At 67.9% G+C, this 19,398-nt stretch carries 16 protein-coding genes and 1 pseudogene; 10 read left to right on the forward strand and 7 right to left on the reverse strand.

Features of this window, described 5'->3' with window-relative positions; all coding sequences use genetic code 11:
- The first annotated feature begins 134 nt into the window (after positions 1-134).
- The 8 genes from JMF86_RS31345 to JMF86_RS31380 are packed head-to-tail and all read left to right on the forward strand — an operon-like array spanning position 135 to position 7,351.
- Positions 135-431, forward strand: a complete 297-nt coding sequence (locus JMF86_RS31345; RefSeq protein WP_041489514.1) for a hypothetical protein — start codon at positions 135-137, stop codon at positions 429-431.
- 25 nt (positions 432-456) lie between these two features.
- A complete protein-coding gene (locus JMF86_RS31350) occupies positions 457-1,728 on the forward strand; it encodes a pilus assembly protein TadG-related protein (protein WP_011549052.1) in 1,272 nt (423 codons plus the stop codon).
- Positions 1,729-1,741: 13 nt separating this feature from the next.
- Complete coding sequence (locus tag JMF86_RS31355) at positions 1,742-2,275, forward strand: TadE/TadG family type IV pilus assembly protein (protein WP_011549051.1); 534 nt, start codon at positions 1,742-1,744, stop codon at positions 2,273-2,275.
- The gene (locus tag JMF86_RS31360) at positions 2,272-2,715 is read left to right on the forward strand and encodes a TadE/TadG family type IV pilus assembly protein (RefSeq protein ID WP_011549050.1); all 444 of its coding nucleotides are present in this window, start codon (positions 2,272-2,274) and stop codon (positions 2,713-2,715) included. Before JMF86_RS31355 ends, JMF86_RS31360 begins: the two co-directional genes overlap by 4 nt.
- Before the next feature lie 22 nt (positions 2,716-2,737).
- A complete protein-coding gene (locus JMF86_RS31365) occupies positions 2,738-3,946 on the forward strand; it encodes an AAA family ATPase (protein WP_011549049.1) in 1,209 nt (402 codons plus the stop codon).
- A gap of 18 nt (positions 3,947-3,964) precedes the next feature.
- Positions 3,965-5,329, forward strand: coding sequence for a CpaF family protein (locus JMF86_RS31370; protein ID WP_011549048.1), 1,365 nt, complete (start codon positions 3,965-3,967; stop codon positions 5,327-5,329).
- 33 nt (positions 5,330-5,362) lie between these two features.
- Entirely contained in the window at positions 5,363-6,340 is a 978-nt protein-coding gene (locus JMF86_RS31375; RefSeq protein WP_011695056.1) for a type II secretion system F family protein, read from the forward strand.
- Between the two features lie 36 nt (positions 6,341-6,376).
- Complete coding sequence (locus JMF86_RS31380) at positions 6,377-7,351, forward strand: type II secretion system F family protein (protein WP_011549046.1); 975 nt, start codon at positions 6,377-6,379, stop codon at positions 7,349-7,351.
- Positions 7,352-7,630: 279 nt separating this feature from the next.
- Here JMF86_RS31380 and JMF86_RS31385 read toward each other — a convergent pair whose 3' ends face one another.
- The 5 genes from JMF86_RS31385 to JMF86_RS31405 form a co-directional block, all read right to left on the reverse strand.
- Positions 7,631-8,587, reverse strand: a complete 957-nt coding sequence (locus tag JMF86_RS31385; RefSeq protein WP_011549045.1) for a transporter — start codon at positions 8,585-8,587, stop codon at positions 7,631-7,633.
- 36 nt (positions 8,588-8,623) lie between these two features.
- Complete coding sequence (locus JMF86_RS31390) at positions 8,624-9,151, reverse strand: flavin reductase family protein (protein ID WP_011549044.1); 528 nt, start codon at positions 9,149-9,151, stop codon at positions 8,624-8,626.
- A gap of 5 nt (positions 9,152-9,156) precedes the next feature.
- A complete protein-coding gene (locus JMF86_RS31395; protein ID WP_006486286.1) occupies positions 9,157-10,395 on the reverse strand; it encodes a styrene monooxygenase/indole monooxygenase family protein in 1,239 nt (412 codons plus the stop codon).
- A 64-nt stretch (positions 10,396-10,459) separates the two neighbouring features.
- Positions 10,460-11,248 (reverse strand): SDR family oxidoreductase, encoded by a 789-nt coding sequence (locus JMF86_RS31400; protein WP_011549043.1) that lies wholly within the window; start codon positions 11,246-11,248, stop codon positions 10,460-10,462.
- A gap of 40 nt (positions 11,249-11,288) precedes the next feature.
- A complete protein-coding gene (locus JMF86_RS31405) occupies positions 11,289-12,536 on the reverse strand; it encodes a dienelactone hydrolase family protein (protein WP_011549042.1) in 1,248 nt (415 codons plus the stop codon).
- A gap of 350 nt (positions 12,537-12,886) precedes the next feature.
- On the opposite strand from JMF86_RS31405, the gene JMF86_RS31410 reads away from it, so the two are divergent.
- Positions 12,887-13,912 (forward strand): AraC family transcriptional regulator, encoded by a 1,026-nt coding sequence (locus tag JMF86_RS31410; RefSeq protein WP_041489513.1) that lies wholly within the window; start codon positions 12,887-12,889, stop codon positions 13,910-13,912.
- Positions 13,913-14,012: 100 nt separating this feature from the next.
- Here the strand turns inward: JMF86_RS31410 and JMF86_RS31415 are convergent, their stop codons facing one another.
- Both JMF86_RS31415 and JMF86_RS31420 read right to left on the reverse strand, forming a co-directional pair.
- Positions 14,013-16,505 (reverse strand): xanthine dehydrogenase family protein molybdopterin-binding subunit, encoded by a 2,493-nt coding sequence (locus JMF86_RS31415; RefSeq protein WP_054928648.1) that lies wholly within the window; start codon positions 16,503-16,505, stop codon positions 14,013-14,015.
- Between the two features lie 21 nt (positions 16,506-16,526).
- Positions 16,527-16,985 (reverse strand): (2Fe-2S)-binding protein, encoded by a 459-nt coding sequence (locus JMF86_RS31420; RefSeq protein WP_011549039.1) that lies wholly within the window; start codon positions 16,983-16,985, stop codon positions 16,527-16,529.
- A gap of 736 nt (positions 16,986-17,721) precedes the next feature.
- Between JMF86_RS31420 and JMF86_RS31425 the strand changes: the two are divergent.
- Positions 17,722-19,398 (forward strand): annotated as a pseudogene (locus JMF86_RS31425) (autotransporter-associated beta strand repeat-containing protein); the annotation flags it as partial.

Below are 19,398 nucleotides of genomic sequence, written 5' to 3' on the forward strand. Positions count from 1 at the left end.
GCCGGCCCCGAACCGTCGGCCCAGCCGGCGGCGCGACCGAAGCACCGGAGCGCGGCGGCGCCGAAAGCGCAGATTGCGCGCGCCGGCGCGGAACCCCAGTCCACCGATCGTTGAAACCGTCCAAGGGGAAGCTCATGAAATCCGCCTACCTCGTATTCGTGCGCCGCGCGGCGCTCGCCGCCCCGCTCGCGTTCGCGCTTGCCGGCTGCATGTCGTCGACCCCGGTGTGGGACAGCCGCTTCGGCGACTCGGTCCGCACCGTGATGCACGCCCAGATCATCGATCCGCATGCCGGCGAACGTCCGGTATCGGCACCGGGGGTCGACGGCGGCGCCGCCGCGTCTGCGCTCGACAACTACGACAAGTCGTTCAAGCAGGTCCAGCCGCCCACCAATGCGTTCGTGATCGGCATCGGCAAGTCGACCCAGTAACGACGGCACGCTCAGGGAGAACGCCATGAACCGCGCAGCCCGCTATCCGAAAGTCACGCGTCGCAGCCTGCACCGCCAGCGCGGTGCCGTCGCGATCATCGTCGGTCTCGCACTGGCGGTGATGATCGGGTTCGTCGGGCTCGCGCTGGATCTCGGCAAGCTGTACGTCACGCGCAGCGAACTGCAGAACAGCGCCGATGCCTGCGCGCTGTCCGCCGCGCGCGACCTGACGTCGGCGATCAGCTTGTCGGTCGCCGAAGCCGACGGCATCGCCGCCGGCCATCTGAATTTCGTGTTTTTCCAGAAGACGTCGGTACAGATGTCGACCAACGCGAACGTCACGTTCAGCGATTCGCTGACCAACCCGTTCCTGACCAAGAACGCGGTCACGACGCCGGCGAACATCAAGTACGTGCAGTGCACCGCGACGCTGAGCAACATCGCGCACTGGTTCATCGAGGTGCTGAACGTGCTGCCGGGCACGAAGCTCGCGAATGCGGCGGAAGTGTCGGCGAGCGCGATCGCGACCGTCGGCGGCGGGCAGACCACCTGCGCGATTCCCGTGTTCGTGTGCCGTGGCCCGTCCGATCCGGCCTACAAGGTCGGCGACTGGATCTCGTCGCCGTCCGGGTCGTCGTCGACCTACGGGCCCGGCAACTTCGGCTGGGCGGCGCTCGACGGCTCGACGAACGAGACGACGCTCGCGAGCGAGCTGTCGGGCAATACCTGCAACATCACGAGTCCGCCCGATCTGGCCACCACGGGCATGAAGTCGGCGTCGCAGCGTGCGTGGAATACGCGCTTCGGCATCTATACGAACGGCGCGAACGGTTCGAGCGGCCAGCCCGACTTCACCGGCTACGCATACGTCGGGCCGAACTACGGGCCGCCCGGAACGGCGGGCATCAAGGGTGACGCATACACGCAGTTCGTGGCCGACCGTGCGAGCTTCAAGCCTTACCAGGGCGACGGCGCGCCGCCGTCGGGCAGTGGCATCGCCACCAACGGCACGGCGACGGCGAGCAACTACTCGACGTACGGCAGCGACCGGCGCCTCGCGCTCGCGCCGGAAGGCGACTGTTCGACGCTGAAGGGCAGCAGCGGCAAGGTGCACGTCACGCAATGGGATTGCGTGCTGATGCTCGATCCGCTCCCGTTCAGCGCCGGCAGCGGCGCCGTCGTCGCGCACCTCGAATACCTCGGCTCGTCGGTCTCGGGCAACAACCCGTGCGCGACGCATGGCTTGCCCGGCAGCGGCAGTGCGTCGGGCACCCAGGTGCCGATGCTCGTTCAATAGCGGAGAGACGATCATGAAGAAGCCGCCGATTCGTCGTTCGCGCACCCGTGGCGTCGTCGCCGTCGAGTTCGCGCTCGTGCTGATGCCGATGATCATGCTCGCGACGGGCGTGGCCGAGTTCGGTCGCGCGATCTACCAGTACGAGACGCTGACCAAGGCCACGCGCGATGCGGCACGCTACCTGTCGGTCTGGCTGCCGACCGACAGCGCGTATCCGGTGTCGCAGGCGCAGTGTCTCGTCGTGTACGGCAGCACGACGTGCGGCTCGTCGGGCACCGAGCTGGTGCCCGGGCTCACGACGTCGATGGTCACGATCTGCGACGCACAGCGCACGACCGGCTGCAGCGATGCGTCCGACCCGTCGCAGTTCGCGAACCTGCCGACCTACGATTCGAACAACAACGCGGCGAGCGGCACGGCCACGGGCGCGATCAACGTCGTCGAAGTGAAGATCTCGGGCTACCAGTACCAGCCGATCCCCGCGTACCCGTGGCTGCCGTCGATCACCTTCGGCAACATCGTCACCGTGATGAGGCAGGTGTCATGAACGCGCGCCATTTTCCACTGTCACGCCGGCGCGCGCAGCGCGGCGTGGCGATCGTCGAATTCGCGCTGATCGCGTCGGTGCTGATCATGCTGCTGATCGGCATCTTCGAGTTCGGCCGCGTGCTGTTCTACTGGAACACCGCGAGCGAGGCCGTGCGCCTCGGCGCGCGCACCGCGGTGGTTTGCGACGTGAACGCCGCGGGTGTCGTGAAACGCGTGCGATCGCTGCTGCCGCTGCTGTCGAGCGCGAACGTGTCGGTCAACTACACGCCGTCGAGCTGCGACGTGAACACGTGCTCGTTCGTGACGGTGAGCGTCACGAACGTCACCGTCAAGACCATGATCCCGTTCATGAACGTCACGGTCAGGATGCCGCCGTTCACGACGACGCTGCCGCGCGAAAGCCTGAATTCCGCGACGGGCGGTTCCGCCTGCAACTAATCGAAAAGACGAGGCACACGACATGATCAACATCCTCGTAGCTTCCGACGATACCGCGCGGCTCACGCAGATCGCGCGTCTCGTGGCCGACTGCGGACGCTATCGCACGACGCGCGCCACCGGCCGCCCGTCGCAGATCGAGCATCGCACCGACGGGCTCGATGCGTTCGACATCCTGCTGATCGACGGCACGTCGCTGGAGCCGTCCGAGCTGTCGGCGATCGAGCGCATCTGCCGTGCGCATGCGGGCCTGACCTGCATCCTCGTGACGGCCGACGCATCGCCGCACGTGCTGCTCGACGCGATGCGCGCGGGCGCCCGCGACGTGCTGCAGTGGCCGCTCGATCCGCAGGCGCTCGGCAACGCGCTCGGGCGGGCGGCCGCGCAAAGCACGCGGCGCGATACCGACGACACGCGGATCGTGTCGTTCATGTCGTGCAAGGGCGGGGTCGGCACGAGCTTCGCGGCCGGCAACATCGCGTTCGAGATCGCGGAGGGCTTCAAGCGCCGCGTGCTGCTGATCGACCTGAACCAGCAGTTCGCCGACGCGGCATTCCTCGTCAGCGACGAAACGCCGCCGTCGACGCTGCCGCAGCTGTGCGCGCAGATCGAGCGGCTCGACGGCGCGTTTCTCGACGCGAGCGTCGCGCACGTGACGGAAAACTTCCACGTGCTGGCGGGCGCCGGCGACCCGGTCAAGGCCGCCGAGATGCGCGAGGACGCGCTCGAATGGATTCTCGGCGTCGCCGCGCCGCGCTACGACTTCGTGATCTTCGACGTCGGCGTCGGCATCAACCCGCTGTCGATGGTCGCGCTCGATCGCAGCGACCAGATCCAGATCGTGCTGCAGCCCGCGATGCCGCACGTGCGCGCCGGCCGCCGGCTGCTGGAAATTCTCGTGTCGCTCGGCTACTCGACCGACCAGTTGCGGCTGATCGTGAACCGCACGACCCGCGCGAGCGAGCGGACCCGCGCCGCGCTCGAGGAAGTGCTCGGCCTGCACGCGGCCTGCACGATTCCCGACGACGCCGACACCGTGCTCGAAGCGATCAACCAGGGCCATCCGGTGTCGCGGCTCGCGCGCGGCTCGGCGGTCGTACGGGCGTTGCAGGGCTGTGCGAAGCAACTCGTCGACGGCGAAGTGCGCGCGGGACGCGGCGCGACGCACAGCGAACCGTTGATGTCCCGGCTGTTCGGCCGCAAGGCCACGCCGAAGCTCAAGTCGATGTAATTCTTTCGGGGAACCATCATGTCATTGCGCGAACAGATGTCCTTGCACCGGGCCCAGCCGCTGGCGGCCAGTGACGCGGCCGGCCCGGCGCATTCGTCGGTGCGCGACGCATACCAGAAGCTGCGCCGCGAAATTCATCTGGCGGTGCTCGAGCGCGTCGAGCTCGAGCGCCTGTCCCGGCTGCATCAGGATCAGATCCGCATGGAAATCGGCGCGCTGATCGCGCGCATCCTCGACGAGGAGCGGCTGCCGGCGAACGACATCGAGCGGCGCCAGCTCGCGATCGACGTGTACGACGAGATGTTCGGCTTCGGCCCGCTCGAAGCGCTGCTGCGCGACCCCGGCATTTCCGACATCCTCGTGAACACGTACCGGCAGGTCTACGTCGAGCGCTGCGGCCAGCTCGAACTGACCGACGTGACGTTCTACGACGACGCGCACCTGATGAAGGTGATCGAGAAGATCGTGTCGCGCGTCGGGCGCCGCATCGACGAATCGAGCCCGATGGTCGACGCCCGGCTGCCGGACGGTTCGCGCGTGAACGCGATCATCCCGCCGTCCGCGATCGACGGGCCGCTGATGTCGATCCGGCGCTTCGCGGTCAACCCGCTGAAGATGGACGACCTGGTGCGCTACCACAGCCTGACGCCGCCGATGGCCGAGCTGCTCGACGCGCTGTCGCGCGCGAAGGTGAACGTGCTGGTGTCGGGCGGCACCGGCAGCGGCAAGACGACGCTGCTCAACATCCTGTCCGGCTTCATTCCGCGCAACGAGCGGATCGTGACGATCGAGGACGCCGCCGAGCTGCAACTGCAGCAGCCGCACGTGCTGCGGCTCGAGACGCGCCCGCCGAACATCGAGGGCAAGGGCGAGATCACGCAGCGCACGCTGGTGCGCAACGCGCTGCGGATGCGCCCGGACCGCATCATCCTCGGCGAAGTGCGCGGCGCCGAAGCGCTCGACATGCTCAACGCGATGAACACCGGCCACGAAGGCTCGCTCGCGACGATCCACGCGAATACGCCGCGCGACGCGCTGACGCGCCTCGAGAACATGGTCAGCGTGTCCGGCCTGACGCTGCCGCCGAAGACGATGCGCCAGCAGATCGCGTCGGCGATCTCGGTGGTCGTGCAGGCGGCGCGCCTGACCGATGGCAAGCGCAAGATCGTCAGCATCCAGGAGCTGACCGGGATGGAAGGCGACATCATCAACATGCAGGAGATCTTCACGTTCAAGCGCACGGGCGTGGACCGCGACGGCGCGGTGCGCGGCCACTTCTGCGCGACCGGCGTGCGGCCGAAGTTCGCCGAGCGGCTGCAAGCGTTCGGCATCAACCTGCCGGATTCGCTGTACGACCCGTCCGTGCATTACGAGACGGACTGACGCCAGGGCGCCGTGCGCTGCCGGGGAGGCCTCATGAATGCGATCTTTTACGGTTTTGTGATTCTTACCTTCGTCGCGGTCGTGCTGTCGATCGAGGGCATCTATCAATGGTGGAACGCGCGGCACGGCGCCGCCGCGCGCCGGATCGAGTCGCGCATTCGCGCGATGTCGGCCGGCGGCAACGTCCAGCAGGAGCGGCTGTCGATCCTGAAGAAGCGCATGCTCGACGAGTCGAAGCCGTTCGACCGGCTGCTGCTGCGCCTGCCGCGCGTGCATGCGCTCGACCTCGTGATCCAGCAGTCGGGCCTCGACTGGACGCTGCCGAAGCTGATCACGCTCAGCGCGACGTTCGCGGCCCTCGCGTGGTTCGTGGCGAGTTTCGCCCGCTTGCCGCAACTCGCCGCGGTGCCGGTCGCGCTGGTCGCCGGGTGGCTGCCGATGACGTACGTGCTGCGCTGCCGCGCCAAGCGGATGCGCAAGCTCGAGCGGCAGTTGCCGGACATCTGCGACATGATCGCGCGCGCGCTGCGTTCCGGCCATTCGTTCACGAGCACGCTCGGGATGGTCGGCGACGAGTTTTCCGAGCCGATGGGCGGCGAATTCCGCGTCACGTTCGACGAGGTCAACTACGGCGTGTCGCTGCACGACGCGCTGACGAACCTCGCGACGCGCGTGCCGGTGCAGGACCTGCGCTACTTCGTGATCGCGGTGCTGATCCAGCGCGAGACGGGCGGCAACCTGGCCGAGTTGCTCGAGAGCATCGCCGGGCTGATCCGCGAGCGCTTCAAGCTGTTCGACAAGGTGCGCGTGCTGTCGGCGGAAGGGCGGCTGTCGGCGTGGATTCTCGGGCTCTTGCCGTTCGGCACCGCGGCGGTGATGGCGCTGCTGAACCGCGAATTCCTGTCGGTGCTCTGGGAGGACCCGGCGGGGATCCGGATGGTCGGCACGATGCTGGTGTCGATGCTGTTCGGCCTGTTCTGGATTCGCCGTATCGTGCGCATTCGCGTCTGACGCGCGAGCCGAATAACGAACCGTTGCGAGGTTGTCATGCAAAACCTGAGCGTGGTCCAGGCCGTGATGCTGGGCGGCTTGTTCATCTTCGTGGCCGGCGGCGTGCTCGTCGCGATGCTGCTGTTCGCGCCGCGCGGCATCCAGCGCCGGCTCCAGCAGGCCGGCGGGACCGGGGCGGGCGGCGTCGCCGGCGCGGGCGACGGCGACGACATGGCGTCGCGCTGGGTCGCGAAGCTGGTCGAGCTGTCCAGCCCGATCTCGAAGCTGTCGGTGCCGAAGGAGGGCTGGGAGAATTCGCCGTTGCGCATCCGGCTGATGAATGCCGGCTGGCGCAACCAGAGCGCGGCCGCGGTGTACTTCACCGCGAAGACGATGCTCGCGCTCGGCCTGCCGTGCGCCGCGCTGCTGGCGCTGATCACCACGTCGCTCGGCGACGAGCGTGCGCTGCTGTCGCTGATCCTCGTCGCGCTCGCCGGCATCGGCTATTACATTCCGAACATCGTGCTGTCGCAGCGGGTCAAGGTGCGCCAGCGGAAGATCTTCGAGGATTTTCCGGACGCGCTCGACTTGCTGACGGTGTGCGTCGAAGCCGGCCTCGGGCTCGACGCGGCGCTGATGAAGGTGAGCGAGGAGCTGCGGTTTCGCAGCGAGGTGGTCGCGAGCGAACTCGACCTGCTGCTGCTCGAGATGCGCTCCGGCTTCACGAAGGAGACGGCGCTGCGCAATCTCGCGCTGCGCACCGGCGTGGAGGACATCGAATCGTTCTGCGCGATGCTGATCCAGGCCGACCGGTTCGGCACGAGCATCAGCGAATCGCTGCGCGTGCTGTCGGACATGCTGCGCACGCGGCGCCGGATGCGCGCGGAGGAACGCGCGGCGAAGATCGCGCTGAAGCTGCTGTTTCCGCTGATCTTCTGCATCTTTCCCGCGCTGATGATGGTGCTGCTCGGCCCGGCGATGATTCACGTGTATCGCGTGCTGCTGCCGACGTTCGTTGGCGTCGCGCCGTGAGCGGCGCGCGGATGCGGCTTCGCGCGCATCGATAAAGGCCGGATGTGCCGGCCCCGGGGCCACGCGGTGGCCATCCGGCGGCCGGCACGGCAACAGGCTTCATGGAGGCTCCCTCCCCAGGCGGCGCCGCGAGACAGGTCGACCATAGCGGCGTCAGTGCATCCTGGACCCATGGTCGGTCATGGAACAAGCCGTAGTCCACCGCCTTCACGGCTGCCCCCTACTGCTAACCCGTTGAAGCGGCGGTGCCCCGTGGCGGGGCAGCCGGCGCGCCGCGCGTCACTGGAAGTGATGCACGTAGCGCAGCACCATCCGCGTGCCCTGCGGCCGGTTGCGCGCATAAGTCTCGAAGTACGCGTTGAACAGCAGGTGATCGTGCGGCGAGAAGCTGACCATCGCCCCCGGCCCGATCGCGAACACGGCTTCGCGCGCGCCCGGCACGTCCTGCCCGTTGGCCTTCATGTCGGTGGTCTGGCGCAGCCAGTAGCCGTTGAGCCCCAGCCGCAGGCCGGGCCGCACTTCGTACTCGGTCGCGAAGTTCACGTGGAGCGCCTGACCGGCCTGCGTCGACGTCACGTCGGGGCCGAGTGCCGTGGCCGGCTGATGGTTGGTCGCGTTCCACAGATAGTGCAGCCGCCACGACACGGTCCATTTCGGCGTGAGCCACAGCGTCGCGGCCCAGTACGGATCGAACGACCAGAAATGGCTGCCGGGATTGATCGCGCGCGACGGATCGTACGCGCCGGTCGGCACGATGAACTGGAATTCGACGCGCTGCGCGAAGCGCGGGCCCTGCGTGCCCATCACCGGGTCGAACTGGATGAACGGGCCGATCAGCAGATCGCCGAAGCCGGCGCGCGCATTCAGCGCGACGTTGCCGATGCCGTCGTCGGTGCGCGCGGACGCAATCCACGGCAGGATCACGTCGAGGCCCGGATGCATGCCCGCGAACGTCAGCGGCGACTGATAGACGAGCTGGCTCAAGCCGGCGAACAGGTCGATGTCCTGCTTCGGCAACCCGACCTTGTTGCCCGCATTGTCGTTGACGCGGCCGGCCGTGTAGTACTGCAGGTACTGCGTGCCGTACCAGCCGGCGCCGGCCGGCGGCATCCCGTCGAGGAAACTGGTCATGCCGAGGTTGACCGCGGGCAGATCGGCCGCGTGGGCCGGCGCGTGGCTGGCGAGGCCGGCGATCGCGAAGCCTGCGGCGACGAGCAGGCGAGAGCCGAGTTTCATGTTCACCACCTCCTGATTATTCGTTTGTATGACTAATTAAATGGCACGTAAAAGATCGGGATGATCGGCGATCGCGCGATACTGGCCGGCATGGAACACGAGCGGCGCCTTGCCGAATGCGTCGAACCGTTCGATCTCGCCGATGAAGAGCAGGTGGTCGCCGCCTTCGTAGTGGCCGACGTTGCGGCACACGAAGCGCGCGCTCGCGCCGCCGAGACACGGCACGCCGCCGCTCTCCGATGCCACGTGCGGCACGCCGTCGAACTTGTCGGCGCTGGGCGTCGCGAAGCGCCGCGACAGGTCGATCTGGTCGTGCGCGAGGATGTTGATCGCGAAGTGCGTGGCCGCGACGAAATCCGGGCGGCTCGGCGCGACCTTGCGCAGGCTCCACAGCACGAGCGGCGGATCGAGCGACAGCGACGAGAACGAATTCGCGGTGAGGCCCACCTTGCGCCCGTCGGCCGCGCACGTGGTGATCACGGTGACGCCGGTCGGGAACTGCCCGAACGCGGCGCGCAACTGCATCGGGTCGAGGGCCGCGCGGTCGGTAACGGTCGTTTCCATGGCGGTTACTCCGCACGCACACTGTGTTCGCGGATCAGCGCCGCGCACGCCGACGGCTCGAACCACCACGGCGCGAACCGGCGCGGATCGTCGAAGCCGTCGACGATCGTTTTCGCGAGCGACGGCGACTGGCCGGCCGCGCCGAGCAGTTCGAGGATGTGCGGTGGCGGCGGGGTGAGCAGCGAGTTCGTCCAGCGCACGACATGCTGCGCATAGGCCCAATAGCCTTCGAAGGTCTGCTGCATCCAGTCTTCGCCGAACGGCGCGGCGCCGCGCGCGACGATCGCGTCGAAATACGCGTTCGCGCATTTCGCGGCGTTGTTCGAGCCCTGGCCGGTGATCGGATCGTTGACGACCACCGCATCGGCCATCCCGAACACGGTGCGGCCCGACGGCAGCCGGAAGAACGGCTTGCGCACGGTCGGCGCGAAACGTCCGGCCAACGTGCCGTTCGGATCGGTGAGTTCGACGTCGCGGCAGCGTTCGAATTCCCATGGCACGTACTGTTGCAGGAACGACAGGCTGCGGTCCAGATGCTGCTCGGGCGTCTTCACGTCGGCCCAGCAGTCGAGCGGGCCGCCGGGGATGCCTTCGAACACCATGATTTCGCATGGGCCCGTGGTGGTCAGCGCGGGAAACACGAAATACTCGCCGATGCCCGGCAGCAGGTTGAAGCGTACGCGCGAATACGGCTCGCTCGGCGTCATCCCTTTCACGTAGGTGAGAGCCAGTGCGCGCTGCGGGCGGTCGAACGGGCTGCGCGCATCGTCGCGGCCGAGCAGGCCGACGATGTCGCCCTTGCCGGCCGCGAGCAGCACGAGGTCGTGGCTGCGCGCGAGTGCCTCGAGTTCGGGCACGCCGATGTCCGCGATGCGCACGTCCGCGCCGCGGCGGCGCACGCCGTCGAGCCAGTCGGCCATCTTCACGCGCTGGTCGACCGACTGCGCGTAGCGGGTGAGGCGCGACGACCAGTCGATCGCCTTGCGGCCGTGGCCGTCCGGGTGCGGCACCGCGATGCCGATGCCTTCGACGGCCGGGCACGCTTCCTCCCACGTATTCAGGCCGAGATCGCGCTCGATCTGCAACGACGTGTGGAACATGCACTGGCTCGACATGACCTTGCCCGTGCGGATCTGCTCCGCGTCACGATTGGTCGCGAGCGTGACGTGGTAGCCCTGGTCGAGCAGGGCGAAGGCGAGTTGCAGGCCGGACTGGCCGGCGCCGACGATAGCGATGCGTCTCATGGGAAGGTCCTTGGTTGGTTGCGTAGCGGCCGTCATGATTGGAGGAAGCGGCGACGCGGCACGGTCACTCCGCGAGCCGCGGAATGGCCGGCACCGCCTGTTCGGGGCCCATCGCGGCATAGCCGCCGTCCACCGCGTAGTCGGCGCCGGTCACGAAGCTCGCCGCGTCGCTGCACAGGAACGTGACGACCTGCGCGACTTCCGACGGATCGCCGACGCGTCCGAGCAGGTGGAACGGCGCGGCGACGCGATCGGTCTTCGCGCGGTCGCCGTGCGTCATCTCGTCCATCACGCGCGACCAGGTCCAGCCCGGCGATACCGAGTTGACGCGGATGCGATCGGGCGCGAGATCCATCGCCATGCTGCGCGTGAGCTGGCGGATCGCGGCCTTCGAGGTCGGATACAGCCAGCGGCCGGTTTGCGCGCACTGTGCGGAGATCGAGCTGAAGTTCACGATCGCGCCGCCGCCGCGCCGGGCCATGTGCGGATGCACGGCCTTCGCGAGCATCGCGGCCGACACGACGTTGACGTCCATCGCGGCGAGCCAGTCGTTCCGGGTCGCATGGATGCCGTCGTCGACATAGCTGCACGCGAGATTGACGAGCACGTCGATCGCGCCGAACCGCTCGACGATCGTCGCGATCGCGCGCTCGATCGCACGATCGTCGGTGATGTCGAGCGCGATGAACAGCGCCCGTTCGCCGAGCGACGCGGCCACGCGTGCGCCGTTGTCCGCATCGAGATCGAGGATCGCGACGCACGCACCGGCGCGGCTCAGGTCCTGCGCGACCGCGGCGCCGATCAGCGTGGCGCCGCCGGTGACGAGCGCGACTTTGCCAGCAAGGGCATTCATGGTGTGTCTCCGGGAATCGTGGGGTGAGGGAAGGGCCGCGTCAGTGCGCATCCGTCGATGGCGTGCTGTCGTGCCAGCGGCGCATCAGGCCGTTCGACGGGACGGTTTCGTCGAGCAGCTTGCGGGCCGTGTCGACGCCCGCGACCGGCAGGCCGGCCGGATCGAGCAGGCCGATCTGCACGAGCACGCTCGCCTGGTCCCAGTAGATGTGTTCGTGATAGAGCTTGTCGCCGCGAAACTTGACGATCGCGACGAGCGGAATCTCGACACGCTTGCCGGTCGGCGCGACGCCCGGCAGCATCCAGTCGATCTCGGTGGTGTGCGTGAAGCGGAACAGCAGCTCGTCGACGATCTGGCTCGCGGCGATCGTGCGCGAGATCGGCGTGATCGTCGTGTCGGGCGGGTTCGCATGCACGAAGTGATGCGTGTAGAAGCGCTTCAGTTCGTCGTGGCCGACGCCGCCCGTCAGTGTCGGAATATGGTTGACGTACGGCTCGGCGACCATCGTGGCCATCGTCGCGTCGACGTTGCGCGTGTCGAACTCGTGCTTCAGGTGCGTTTCCCACAGCGCGGACAGGTCGTAGCGCGGGCCGAGCGCGGCGCGGAACGCGGCGATCGCGCGCTGGTGGGCCATGACCGCGGCGGCCTTGTCGAAATGATCGCCGCCGGCGCGGGCGAATGCATGATCGACGCCGGGGTAGACGTAGACTTCGACGCCGCCGCGGCCCGCCAGCGCAGCCGCGATGCGCTGCTGCGCGTCGGGCGGGCAGAAGCGGTCCAGCTCCGCGATCTGCAGCACGAGCCGCCCGTGCAGGTGCGCGGCTTCGTCCAGCGCATGCTCGATGCCCACGCCGTAGTAACTGACCGCCGCGGCCACGCCCGGCAGCCGGCACGCGGCGAGATACGCGAGCTTGCCGCCGAGGCAGTAGCCGAGCACGCCGGCCTCGCCCGTGCATTCCGGCCGCTCGCGCAACTCGGCCAGCGCGGCGCCGATGTCCTCGACGCCCTTGTTTTCGTCGTATTCGCGATAAAGGGCCATCGCGCGCGCGAAATCGGCCGCCGTATCACCGAGCTCGATGCCCGGGGCCTGGCGCCAGAACAGGTCCGGCACGAGCACCGTATAGCCTTCCTCGGCGTAATAGTCGGCCACGTCGCGCATCGTCGCGTTCGCGCCGAAGATCTCGTGACAGAGCACGATGCCCGGCCCGGTGCCGCCGGCCGGCGTGCTCAGGTACGCGCGGAACGCGCCGCCGTCCGGCGCTGGAATCTCGATGTGACGTCCGTTCATGGGTCCCTCCATGCGGTTGGTTTCGGTGACGGCCCAGTATTGGCGGCCGAAATGGGCGTTTCTATCCGCTTTCTTCGGCCGGTATCCGCGAATTCCGGAAACCTGCGGCAGCGGCTGCCGCAGGCCGGCGGGCCGGGGCCGAGTGCGGGTATGTGCGGATGCGGAAGGCCCGCACAGTTTTCTACGATGCGCGAACGGTCCGCTTCTTGCGTGGCTTGCGCGGGACTTGCGTGTTTCGTAGGACGGACTGTCCGGATACTCCAGGCGCTGTCCGGATCGTGCGGCGGATTCCCCGATAGCGGGAATGCATGCACGGCGCGAGTGCGATCGAGCACGACGGGAGAACTTCGATGGCGCAATTTTTCGAAACCGGCTGGCTGGCCGATGCCGCCTGTTTCAATCACGACACGCTGCTGCTGCAGTCGAACGACGTCGACGAGGTGCGCGCACGCGTGGCCGATGTGTTCAAGCCGCACCGGCTCACGCCGACCGGCGAATCGCGTGCGCTGCACAGCTGCATGCACCATGCGCGCTGGGGCAACCTGTCGTTGAACCTGCTCGATTACGGTGGCGGCGTCAGCATCGAGCCGGGGCCGCTCGAGCATTTCTTCCTGCTGCAGATTCCGCTGCGCGGCGACGCCGAGATCGAATGCGGCGCGACGCGCTTCGTGTCGTCGCCGGGCACCGCGTCGCTGCTTTCGCCGACGCTGCCGTTGAAGATGCGCTGGGGCGATGCGTGCCCGCAGGTGATCCTGCGCATCGAGCGTGAAGTGATGGAGCGCCACGCGCAGCGGCATTTCGGCGACGACCGGCGTGCGAGCGTCGAATTCGAACCGGAATTCAGCCTGGCGTCGCCGCAGGGCACCTGTCTCGCGCAATTGCTGCCGGTGCTCGCCGGCGCGATCGCGACGGACGCGCATCCGTTGCGTCATCCGCTTGCGTTCGAGCAGCTCGAATCGACGCTGCTCAACCTGCTGCTGCACGGCCACCCGAACAGCGCACGCGACGGCACGCGGCGCCTGCCGACGGCGCTCGCGCCGTTCTACGTGCGGCGCGTCGAGGAATACATTCGCGCGCATCTCGACGAGCCGCTGACGATCGAACGGCTCGCCGATCTCGCCGGCGTCAGCCCGAGCACGCTGTTCGCCGGCTTTCGCAATCGCCACGGGATCACGCCGATGGGCTTCGTGCGGCAGTTGCGGCTGCAACATGTGCGCGACGAACTGCTGGCCGACGATACGCCGGGGCTCGCGTCGGTCACCGATATCGCGCTGAAATGGGGTTTCGCGCACCTCGGACGCTTCGCGATCGAGTACAAGCGCGCGTTCGGCGAATCGCCGTCGGCGACGCTCAGGATGCGGCGCGTGCGAGGGTGAACGCGACGGCGGGCGCGCTGTCCCGCCGTCGCGATGGTCCATGCGGCTGCGCCTGGCCCGGCGGGCGTGCCGGGCGCAGCCGCTGGCCGGATCGTCTACGTCACACCGTGCCTTTCTTCAGATCGTCGATGCACGGGATGCCGGCGCGTCGTTTCGGCCGCAGGAATTTCGGCATCGACGGGGCCTGGCCGACGCCTGCCTGGCTCTGACCGGTCCTGGGCTTCAACGCGGCCGGCTTGGCCTTGCGCGGCATCCGGCAGCCGCCGGCCGCCAGGTCGCCGTACGGATCGTCGTCGACGGCTGCCGCGGGGGCCGCCGGCATCGCCGGGGCGGCTGCCGCGACCAGCATCGGCGCGAACGGCAACGCATGCATCCGCTCGCCGGTCAGGACGAACGCACCGTTGGCCACCGCCGGTGCGATCGGCGGCACGCCGGCGTCGCTCAACCCGGTCGGATGCGCGTCCGACGGAACGAAGAAGACATCCACCGGCGGCGCTTCCTGCATGCGCACGGGTGGATAGTCGGCGAAACCGGCGTTGCGCACCGCGCCATGGTCGACGTCGATCGCGAAGCCCGGCTTCGTCGTCGCGAGGCCGAACAGCGCGCCGCCCTGGATCTGCGCTTCCGCGCCAGTCGGGTTGACGATGCGGCCCGCATACACGCCGGCCGTCACGCGATGCACGCGCGGTTGCTGCGCTTCGATCGAGACCTCCGTCACGTAAGCCACGACCGTCCCGGCCGATTCATGCATGGCCGTGCCCCATGCGTGCCCGGCAGGCAGCGTGCGCGTGCCGTAGCCGGATTTGTCGACGGCGAGCGCGAGCGCCTGGCGATGGGGCGCGTGCTCGGGACCGGACAGCCGTGCCATCCGATACGCGACCGGGTCCTGTCGCGCCGCGTGCGCGAGCTCGTCGACCAGCGTCTCCATCACGAATGCCGTATGCGTATGGCCGCCCGAGCGCCACGACTGGACCGGCACGTCCGCGTCCGTCTGATGGACCGACACCTGCATCGGAAAGCCGTACGGGCTGTCGGCGACGCCTTCGGTCAGCGCGGGGTCGACGCCACCCTTGCGAATCGTCGTGCGCTCGAGCGGCGAACCCTTCAGCACCGACTGGCCGACGACGACGTGCTGCCAGTCGCGCACGGTGCCGCTGCCGTCCACGCCGATGTCGACGCGATGCAGCACCATCGGGCGGTAATAGCCGCCGCGCAGATCGTCCTCGCGCGTCCAGATCGTCTTGACCGGGCCGAGGTGGCCGGCCGCCAGATAGGCGGCGGATACGCGCGCGGCTTCGACCACGTAGTCCGACGTCGGCGTCGAACGCCGGCCGTAGTCGCCGCCCGACGTCAACGTGAAGATCTGGACCTTGGCCGGCGCCACGCCGAGCGCCTTCGCGACCGCGGCGCGATCGGCCGTCTGCAGCGACGATCCGCCCCAGATCTTGATCCCGCACGCGCAGCTCGCCGGGCCGACGTCCACCGTACAGCTGAGCGGCTCCATCGGCGCATGCGCGAGATACGGAAATTCGTATTCCTTCTGAATCCGTGTTGCCGGTGGCGGCGCACTGCCGCTCGACGCTGTCCGCACCACGGTGCCGGGCGAGGCGGCGAGCTGCTTGTAAGCGCGCATCTGTTCCGCTGACGACACGCTCGACCCGCTGTCCTTCCATGTGACCTGCAGCGCATCGCGCCCGAGTTTGGCCGGCCAGTACCCATCGGCGATGACGGCCACGCCGGTGCCGCCGCGGTCGACCGGGATCTCGACGACTTCCACCACGCCCTTGATCGCCCGGGCCGCGGCCGCGTTGTAGCTCGCGACCTGCCCGCCGAAGCGTGGCGGGCGCGCGATCACGGCCACCTTCATGTCCGGCAGGCGCCAATCCATCCCGTACTTGAGCGTGCCGTCGAGCATCGCGCGTGCGTCGATGCGCGGTGTCGGCTTGCCGATGATGCGGAACTGGTCCGGCGATTTCAACGGCACCCGCTGCGGCACCGGCATCTCCATCGCGTCGGGCGCCAGTTCGCCGTAGGTCGCGCTGCGGTTGCCGGCCGTCACGACACCGTTCGCGGTGCGGCACGCGGCGGGATCGACGTTCCAGCGCCGCGCGGCCGCGGCGACGAGCATCGCGCGCGCGGACGCGCCGAGTTCGCGGTATTGCGCGAACGAGTGATTGACCGACGTCGCGCCGCCGGTCATCTGGATGCCCGTCACCGGGTCCTTGTACGGCTCGCCGGCCGGTGCGAGCACGGTGCGTACGTTGCGCCAGTCGGCATCCAGTTCGTCGGCCAGCGCCATCGGCAGCGCGGTGCTGACGCCCTGGCCGGATTCCGTCCGGTTGACGGCGATCGTCACCGTGTTGTCCGGCGCGATGATCAGGAATGCTTGCGGTGGCGAAGACGGAAGGGCTTTGCCGGCTTCGGCCGTGGCCCGGGTCGGCGCGATGCCCAGTGCAAGGCAGCCGCTCGCCGCCATCGTGAGTTTCAGGAAGCCGCGCCGGCCGAGCGACGGAGAACCTGTTCCGGCGACCGGCGAAGCGTCGGGGTGGGGGGCGTCGGTGCTCGCCGGGCGCCCGGCAGTGCGAATACGCATGGTCAAAGTCTCCCGGCAGGCTCAGGCAAGCGCGCTGGCCGCATCGTGAATCGCGGCGCGGATGCGCTGGTAGGTCGCACAGCGGCACAGGTTGCCGGCCATCGCGCGATCGATGTCGGCGTCGGTCGGCGCCTTGTTGCCGCGCAGCAGGGCGGCCGCGCTCATCATCTGACCGCTCTGGCAGTAGCCGCATTGCGCGACGTCGTGCCGGAGCCACGCGTCGAGGACGGCCTTGCCGAGCGCATCGTCGGCGAGATGTTCGGACGTCGTGATGCGCGCACTGCCGACCGCCGACAGCGCCAGCGTGCAGCTTCGGGCCGCCCGGCCGTCGACATGAACGGTGCAGGCGCCGCAGTCGCCGGTGCCGCAGCCGAACTTGGTGCCGGTCAGCCCGAGGTTGTCGCGCAGCACCCAGAGCACCGGCGTCGACGGATCGGCATCGATCTCGGCCGGCCGGTTGTTGATGTTCAACGTCACCATCGTGAAGTTCTCCCTTGGACACCTCGTTATCGCCCGCGAATCGGAAAGGCAATGCGGCGGATCTGAATCAATTAAAGCAGATCCGCTAAAAATTCGGCATCCGGGAATTTGATTTTTTTGCCTTTCTTAATGATTTGCGTGATTTACTTAAAGAGAATCATTTTCATCTCGGGCGTAAATGAGTTAATCGGGATGAAAGAATGTTGAGTTTTGCCAAAAAAATATCCGGCCCATGGAAAACGTTTGCGAGTCGAGCCTATATTTGTCTCGCGATCACGCCTGGAGACATGAGAATCGGACGGCAGGTACTGACGAACGGGTAGGCGGGGCGACGGCGGTACGGTTGTCCGACCGGGCAGGTCCGGCGTTTGATTGTCGGGCGGAAGGCTCCGTACATACGGGATTTCGGCGGCGAGGCGGTGTTGGCCTGCAGGGACGGACGGGGTTCGACTGTGCTCCCCCGGGCAGTGCTTCCGGCTATATGAAAACAACTGTTTCTGATTAGCGAAAAACTTACCGGGTGACGAAGGGGGCTTAAAAGTAAAATATGCCGATTCAATAATTCTCATCGATTCATTCTTATTTGTTTTTAATCCAGCCAACCACTTCGGATTGGTGACGGGGCGGTGTTTTTCTAAAAAACATCGAATAGCGAATTCCAGTATTTGTCTTCGGCATTTTAAATGCGTCGAGGCAATACCCGGTGTCGTCGATTCTCTTATGGGAAGGTGTGATTATGCGTATGCGCATGGGCTCGAACAAAAAGCGCGCGGAAGCACGTCCGAAACTCCTCGTCCCGACCGGCATGCTGGTCGCGCTGGTCGGTGCCGGGATCGTCCCCGTCGACGCGCTGGCCGCCTGCACCGGAACGACGATCGTCAGTTGTACCGGAGCCACCACGTCCTATTCGAACGGCACCAACAATCTCAACCTGACCGTTGCGCCGCTCGCGACCGTATCCGTGGTGCCGTTGCTCGGCGGCACCGCGCTGTCGCTGACCGGCAGCGGCGTCACGCTGACCAACAACGGCAGGATCGACCCCGCGTTGTCCGGGTTGAGCCTCGTGTCGAACGGCACGGTGGTCGGCAATGTCGGGTCGGCGAGCACCGTCAACGTCACGAACACCAGCTCGGGCGTGATGATGGGGTCGACGAGCTCGCTGCTCAACGGGCCGGCGCTGACGGTATACAACGGCACGGGCGGCACGACGAACATCACGAATGCCGGCACGATCGGTACGACCGGCTTGCTGGGCTTCAGCGCCGGCCCGACCGCGCAGGTCGTGACCACGTCGGGCGGCGCACAGGTCAACTTCACCAACGCGAGCGGCGGCGCGATCAACGGTTCGGTGGTGCTCGCGCCCAGCGGGACGCCGGGCGCGGGGAACACGTTCACCAACGCCGGCACCGTCACCGGCAACGTGTCGCTGGGCGCGGCCCTCGGCACGTCGAACACGTTCAATGCGCAGACCGGGTCGTCGGTCGGGCTCGGCGTCGATGCCGGCCTGGGCGGCAACAACACGCTCAACCTGCAACTGAACACGGCTGTCGGTAGCCCGGCGAACGGCACCATTGCAGTCGATACGTACGGCAATTTCAACAACCTCGGCGTGCAGGGCGGCACGTGGGACCTCACCGGCGCATCGACCGCGACGAACGCGTCGCTGACCGGCGGCACCGCGATCGTCCACGGCGCCGGGGCCCTGGGCACCGGCACGATCGTCGCCGGCGGCGGCACGCTCGAGGCCGGCGCGGCCGGCGTGAACCTCCTCAACAACGTGGCGCTCGGCACGAGCCTGACGGTCGACGGCGCGAACGGGCTCGCGTTGTCGGGCACGATCGGCGGCGGCGGTGCGCTGAACGCGAGCGGCACCGGCACGCTGACGCTGAACGGCGCCAATTCGTTCACGGGCGGAACGAATCTGACGGGCGGCGGGGGGCTCGTCGTCGGCACCGGCACGGCGCTCGGCGCGGGCGCGCTGAACGTGAGCAGCGCGGGCGGCACGCTCGGCACCAGCATCGGCGGCACGTTGCTCGGCAATGCCGTGAATATCGACACCGGCGTGACGCTGGGCCTGAACGGTTCGGCCAACCTCGGCCTGAGCGGCACGATCGCCGGCAATGGCGGTCTTGCGCAAACCGGCGCGGGGACGACGACGCTGCTCGGCGCGAACACGTTCTCGGGCGGCACGGCGCTGAGCGGCGGCGGGCTGATCGCCGGCACCGGCGCGGCGCTCGGCACCGGCGCGCTGCATGTGACCGGTGCGGGCGGCTCGCTGGCGACCAACGTCGGCGGCACGCTGCTCGGCAATGCGGTGAATCTCGATGCAGGCGCCACGCTGGGCCTGAACGGCGCGGCCGGCCTGAGCCTCGGCGGCACGATCGCCGGTAACGGCGGCCTCGCGCAAAGCGGC

The organism is Burkholderia sp. E168m15, assembly GCF_016586105.1.
GTDB classification, from domain to species: Bacteria; Pseudomonadota; Gammaproteobacteria; order Burkholderiales; family Burkholderiaceae; genus Burkholderia; species Burkholderia orbicola.